Origin of the sequence: Novosphingobium sp. CCH12-A3 (genome assembly GCF_001556015.1) — a bacterium.
Taxonomy (GTDB): Bacteria; Pseudomonadota; Alphaproteobacteria; order Sphingomonadales; family Sphingomonadaceae; genus Novosphingobium; species Novosphingobium subterraneum.
The window spans coordinates 1-5,092 of sequence record NZ_LSIA01000132.1; the positions used below are offsets into that span (position 1 = coordinate 1).

The 5,092-nt window shown below is 63.7% G+C and carries 7 protein-coding genes and 1 pseudogene; all 8 read left to right on the plus strand.

Annotated features, from left to right (window positions below; genetic code table 11):
• Positions 1 to 203 (plus strand): annotated as a pseudogene (locus AX703_RS27880) (hypothetical protein); the annotation flags it as partial.
• A 93-nt stretch (positions 204 to 296) separates the two neighbouring features.
• Positions 297 to 797, plus strand: a complete 501-nt coding sequence (locus tag AX703_RS10400) for a MucR family transcriptional regulator (protein ID WP_062343919.1) — start codon at positions 297 to 299, stop codon at positions 795 to 797.
• Positions 798 to 884: 87 nt separating this feature from the next.
• On the plus strand, positions 885 to 1,247 hold the full coding sequence (locus tag AX703_RS10405) for an antitoxin Xre/MbcA/ParS toxin-binding domain-containing protein (protein ID WP_062343920.1): 363 nt from the start codon (positions 885 to 887) through the stop codon (positions 1,245 to 1,247).
• Between the two features lie 18 nt (positions 1,248 to 1,265).
• Positions 1,266 to 1,817, plus strand: a complete 552-nt coding sequence (locus AX703_RS10410) for an RES family NAD+ phosphorylase (protein ID WP_062343921.1) — start codon at positions 1,266 to 1,268, stop codon at positions 1,815 to 1,817.
• A gap of 155 nt (positions 1,818 to 1,972) precedes the next feature.
• A complete protein-coding gene (locus AX703_RS10415; protein ID WP_006949414.1) occupies positions 1,973 to 2,218 on the plus strand; it encodes an AbrB/MazE/SpoVT family DNA-binding domain-containing protein in 246 nt (81 codons plus the stop codon).
• On the plus strand, positions 2,215 to 2,604 hold the full coding sequence (locus tag AX703_RS10420; RefSeq protein WP_062343922.1) for a type II toxin-antitoxin system VapC family toxin: 390 nt from the start codon (positions 2,215 to 2,217) through the stop codon (positions 2,602 to 2,604). Before AX703_RS10415 ends, AX703_RS10420 begins: the two co-directional genes overlap by 4 nt.
• 5 nt (positions 2,605 to 2,609) lie before the next feature.
• Positions 2,610 to 3,959, plus strand: coding sequence for an anti-phage deoxyguanosine triphosphatase (locus tag AX703_RS10425; protein ID WP_062343923.1), 1,350 nt, complete (start codon positions 2,610 to 2,612; stop codon positions 3,957 to 3,959).
• Between the two features lie 90 nt (positions 3,960 to 4,049).
• Complete coding sequence (locus AX703_RS10430) at positions 4,050 to 4,931, plus strand: hypothetical protein (protein ID WP_062343924.1); 882 nt, start codon at positions 4,050 to 4,052, stop codon at positions 4,929 to 4,931.
• The last annotated feature ends 161 nt before the right edge of the window (positions 4,932 to 5,092 follow it).

The following is a 5,092-nucleotide window of genomic DNA, read 5'->3' on the forward strand; positions in this document are numbered from 1 at the left end:
GCGCGATTTCCGATCTGGTCCGCGCCGGGCTGATGACCCGGCACTATGCGGGCTATGCCACGAACCACAAGAACCGCGGCGGCGGGCGCCATGCGGTCTATGTGGTCAAGCCGGGCGTCCTTGTGCTGCTGCGCAAACCCGCGCCGTTGCGGCGGCAGGGCTCGGGCGCTGCCGATCCCCAGGGCGAACTCTTCGCGGCCTAAGGCCCTGGCGCGCTGCGGCGACGTTCCTATGGCGCGGCGGCAACCAATCGCCTAGGAAACCCCCGACTGTGGATTGGAAAGGGTCTCGCCCGCATGGAAAACGAAGCACTGCTGGATCATGTCTCCGATATCGTGTCTGCCCATGTCAGCAACAATGCGGTCGCGGCCGCGGACCTGCCGGGCCTGATCCAGGCGGTCTACGCTTCGCTTGCCGCGCTTGGACAGGCACCGGAACCGGCTCCGGAGGAGCTGAAGCCTGCCGTCTCGGTGCGCGCCTCGGTCAAGCCCGACGCGGTTACCTGCCTTGAATGCGGCGAGAAGATGAAGATGCTCAAGCGCCATCTCGGCACTGAGCACGGGCTGACGCCCGCCGAGTACCGTACGCGCTGGAGTCTGCCCGCCGACTACCCGATGGTCGCGCCCGACTATGCCGCCAAGCGCAAGGAGCTGGCGGTCAGGATCGGCCTTGGCCGCAAGCCCGGCCAGAGCCCGAAAGCTGAGGCCATTGCAGCGCCCGAAGTGGCGCCAAAGGCGCAGCCCAAGGCCGCTGCGACCCCGGCAAAACGCAAGAAGCTCGGCGTTGCCTTCGGCTAAGGTCGCGGCGCGGCCCTCGGGCCGACCTTGACATTTCGCGCTCGTTGCCGCATATAATACCTCATAATTAGGCAAATGGTGAGGCACATGGCAAGCGCGGCATTCCTGAGCGAAGTCACCAGCGAGAAGGGCGTCTCGCCCGACCGGCTGTCGGCGGCCTTGCACATCACCAAGTCCGAACTGGCGCTCGCAGCCGGGCTGTCGCGCGATGCCGTCTCGAAAGCTGCCCGCAGCCAAAGCGTGGTCACCCAGGCGCGGCTGCGCGAGGTGAGCGAAATCATCAATCGCGTCATCCCGTGGGCGGGGAGCGAACTGGCGGCCTATGCCTGGTACCGCTCGCAGCCGCTGCCGTCGTTCGGTGATGCCACCGCCGAAGAACTCGTCCGCCAGGGCCTCGGCGAGAAGGTCCGCGCCTATCTCGGCCGGATCGCCGCCGGCGGGTTTGCCTGATCGCCAGGCAACCTCAAGGTGACACTGTCCTTCAGCCGGTTCGACGGTCTTGTCTACCGCGCGCATCATCCGGCCTGGGCCTATGACCCTGAATCCGGCGAAGGCGCGAAGCTGCATGGCGGGCGCTTCAATCGCATCGGAACGGCTTGTTTCTACGCGGCGCTGAGCCTCGAGACCGCCTGGCTCGAAGCCCAGCAAGGCTTTGCCTTCAAGGCGCAGCCGCTGACCATCTGCAGCTACCGCGCCGAACTCGCCGATGTTCTCGACCTGACCGATCCTGCGGTGCGCGAGCGCGCCGACGTCACTCTCGCGCAGCTGAGCTGCGCGTGGGAACGGCTTGCGGGTGACCGCAAGCCCGTTCCGACCTGGGAGCTTGCCGACCGGCTGATCGCCGGCGGCTGCGCGGGCATCATCGTTCCGAGCTTTGCCTCGCGTGCGACGCCTGACGATCGCAACCTTGTGCTGTGGTCCTGGAGCCGCGAAGCGCCGCACTGCCTCGTGGTAATCGATGATGAGCAACGCTTGCCGCGCGATCAATCATCGTGGCAGGATGCCCCGAAATCCGCATAAGTCTTTGATAACATTTAACATAAGCTATATTATCAAGCTGAGCGATCATGCCACGATGTGCCGTTCGTGACACGTTTGCAATTTTGTGGCATATGGCCCCTGAATTGGCTCACGCGCACGCTTCGCGACGCGTTCGCCGCATCAGGAGCAGTGCCATGACGGTACAAGTGACGATCACGCCCAATGGCCGGATGAGCCTGCCGGCCGAGATCCGTAAGCGGCTCGGACTGGCCGGCGGCGGCGCGCTGCTGGTCGAGGAAACCGAGGACGGCGTGATCCTGCGCACGGTTGCGCAGTCGATCGCCCACGCCCAGGCGCTGGCGAAGAAATACACCGAAGGCAACGCTGCCGCATCGGTCGATGCCTTTCTTGCCCGCCGCCGTGAGGAATCGGGCGAATGACCGAAGTCGTACTCGACGCCTCCGCGCTGCTTGCCCTGCTCCGGGACGAGCCCGGCGCGGGCAAGGTCGCCGATGCGATCGGCGCCTCGCGCATGTCGAGCGTCAACTACGCCGAGGTCGTCAGCCACTTCATCCATGCCGGCATGCCCGCCGACCAGGTCGACTCCATGCTGCGGCCCCTGCCGATGGCGATCGTCGAGGCAGACCAGGCGCTCGCCACCATCGCCGGGCGCCTGCGCGCCGCGACGGCCGAGGCCGGCCTGTCGCTCGGCGACCGTTTCTGCCTGGCGCTCGCGCGCCGGGACGGTCTTCCGGCGCTGACTGCCGACAAGCAGTGGCGCACCGTCGCGGACGCGGCCGGTGTCGCCGTCACTGTAATCCGCTGACCGCCATGACTATTGCCCGGCACTGGTCCGCCCGTCGCGAAGGCTGGACCCCGCAGAGCGAGGACGCGCGGGACGATGGCGACATCGACTACGCGCGGGTGATCCACTCGGCTTCGTTCCGGCGGCTGCAGGGCAAGACCCAGATTCTCAACCTAGGCGACAGCGATTTCTATCGCACCCGTCTCACCCATTCGCTCGAGGTTGCGCAGATCGCTGGCGGCATCGCCCGCCAGCTCGAGAAGTCCTTCCCCGATCATTCGGCGAACCCGCTGCTGCCCGATCGCGGCACAATCCACTCGATCGGCTGCACGCACGATTTCGGTCACCCGCCCTTCGGGCATGGCGGAGAAATCGCCCTCAACTACTGCATGCGCGGTGCGGGCGGGTTCGAGGGCAATGGCCAGACCCTGCGGATCCTCGCGCGCCTCGAGAATTTCTCCGCAGGCGCCGGCGCGAACCTGTCGCGCAGAACGATGCTCGGGGTCCTCAAGTACCCGGTCGCCTTCGCCCGGATTGCCAACCCTGCGCTCGCCCCCGCACTGCTCGCTGGCCCCTCGACGATCAAGATCATCGACGGCCGCGCGAGCAAACCGCCGAAGTGCTATCTCGACAGCGAACAGGACGTGGTTGACTGGATCCTTGATCCACTGTCGCATGCGGATCGCGAGGCCTTTCAGGCCTTCGCGCCGCAGGAAGGCAAGCACGGCAAGCCCCTCCACAAGGCACTCGACTGCTCGATCATGGATGCGGCCGATGATATTGCTTACGGCGTCCATGACCTTGAGGACGCGATCGCGCTCGATCTCGTTACCCGGGAACGCTTCGCCGCTGCACTCCAGGACAAGTGCCCCTCGTTTCTTGACGCACTCAAGGCAAAGTACCCGGGCGAAAGCGAGAACGACGTCTTCGCCCAGATGGTCGATGGACTGTTCGGCGGTGCCGCTTCACGCAAGCGCTTCATCGGCCGCCTCGTCCATCACTTCCTGACTGCGGTCGAGTTCGTCGAGCGCCCCGAATTCGCCGAGCCATTTCTGCGCTGGGGCGTGGCCGTCGCCTCTCCCCAGCGCGAGTTCCTCGACGTGCTGCAGGGCTTCGTCGTCGATGAGGTCATTACCTCGCCTGCCGTCCAGCACCTCGAGTTCAAGGGTCAGGGAATGGTGGTCGCCGTCTTCGAGGCGATGCAGGCCGATCCCGCCCGGCTGCTGCCACGCGAAGAGTTCGCGAAATACGAAGCCGCTGGCGGCGACCTTCGGGTCATCTGCGACTTCGTCGCGGCGATGACCGACACGCATCTCCTCAAGACCTACGAGCGCCTGTTTTCGCCCCGCATGGGATCGGTGTTCGATCGCCTCTGACCTTGACTACTGCTCTGGTTTCTGTCCAACTGTCCAATAATCTGGACAGTTGGACAGAATAGACGTAGCCATGACTGTCAAGGAGGTGGTATGCAGAAGCTCACATTGACGGCGGAAGAGCGGCAAAACGTACGTTTTGCGCTGCGTGCCCACCCGAACATTCTCGAACACGTCGAGTCGCTGTCGCAAATCAGCCGGCTACCTAAATCGCGCCTCATCGACATCCTGCATGCCCTGAGCATTGACCTCGACGATGCGAAGACCGGCCGCTTTGTCCATCAGCGGCACGAGGCCGCTGAGGAGCACGGGATTTACGATCACCCGTTTTCAGGAGCACTGGAATACGACATCGATATCAGGCTTGCTGGTCGGGACTACCGGCACACACTGATCGTCGATTATATGTCCACCCCAGAGTGGCCGTATTTCGATGCGGAAACCCAATCGGAACGCATCGCGCTTGCAGGTTCGATGACGTCGTATCATCTCAGTCGGCGCAAGCGGCCATCGTCGGAAGCGGCCGCCCCTGACGCTCGCCGGATCGAGCGGCGTAAGAAGTATCCGCAGACGAGCGAGGTCCGAGAGCTGTTCCCCGAGTTTTTCGGCCAAGCTTTCGACGATGCCCTGTTCGATCGCATCGATGAAGAAATGCTGCGAGACAATGCGACGCTGCGCAAGGCCTACGCCAATGTCATTCCGCTCCGCTCATTTTCCCCGTCTGTAACCGTCGAAGCGCAAAACGTCATTGATCTGGTGGATCAGTCGTTGGCGGCGATCGGGAAGGCGATCCGCATCGCACCTTGCGACGGCCATTGGCATCCGGTCATGATCGATCTGAATGGCGACGAACTGGATCAGGAGCTCGAATTCCGGTCCGACGCTCAATCGATGGAGGGCGCTAAATATGACCTCTACTGGGCGATAGCTACGGACATTCAGGGTAAGATATCCGACCATCTCCAGAACGATTGAGCGAGCCCGCCACGTCTGACGAGTAATGTGTTTTGCGGTTAACCCCGAACGCCCACATGGGGTTCGGGGGCAAAACCGTAATCTCTCTCTCATCTCGGTGGCTGAGCGAAATCAGCATCGCCATAGCATGACGCCTGGGAGATTGGCGGCCGTCAAGGATC

What these genes read in the sequence shown, in the direction of transcription:
- AX703_RS10430 (WP_062343924.1), top strand. Translation starts at nt 4,050, where the DNA reads ATGCAGAAGCTCACATTGACGGCGGAAGAGCGGCAAAACGTACGTTTT.
- AX703_RS10415 (WP_006949414.1), top strand. Translation starts at nt 1,973, where the DNA reads ATGACGGTACAAGTGACGATCACGCCCAATGGCCGGATGAGCCTGCCG.
- AX703_RS10425 (WP_062343923.1), top strand. Translation starts at nt 2,610, where the DNA reads ATGACTATTGCCCGGCACTGGTCCGCCCGTCGCGAAGGCTGGACCCCG.
- AX703_RS10405 (WP_062343920.1), top strand. Translation starts at nt 885, where the DNA reads ATGGCAAGCGCGGCATTCCTGAGCGAAGTCACCAGCGAGAAGGGCGTC.
- AX703_RS10400 (WP_062343919.1), top strand. Translation starts at nt 297, where the DNA reads ATGGAAAACGAAGCACTGCTGGATCATGTCTCCGATATCGTGTCTGCC.
- AX703_RS10420 (WP_062343922.1), top strand. Translation starts at nt 2,215, where the DNA reads ATGACCGAAGTCGTACTCGACGCCTCCGCGCTGCTTGCCCTGCTCCGG.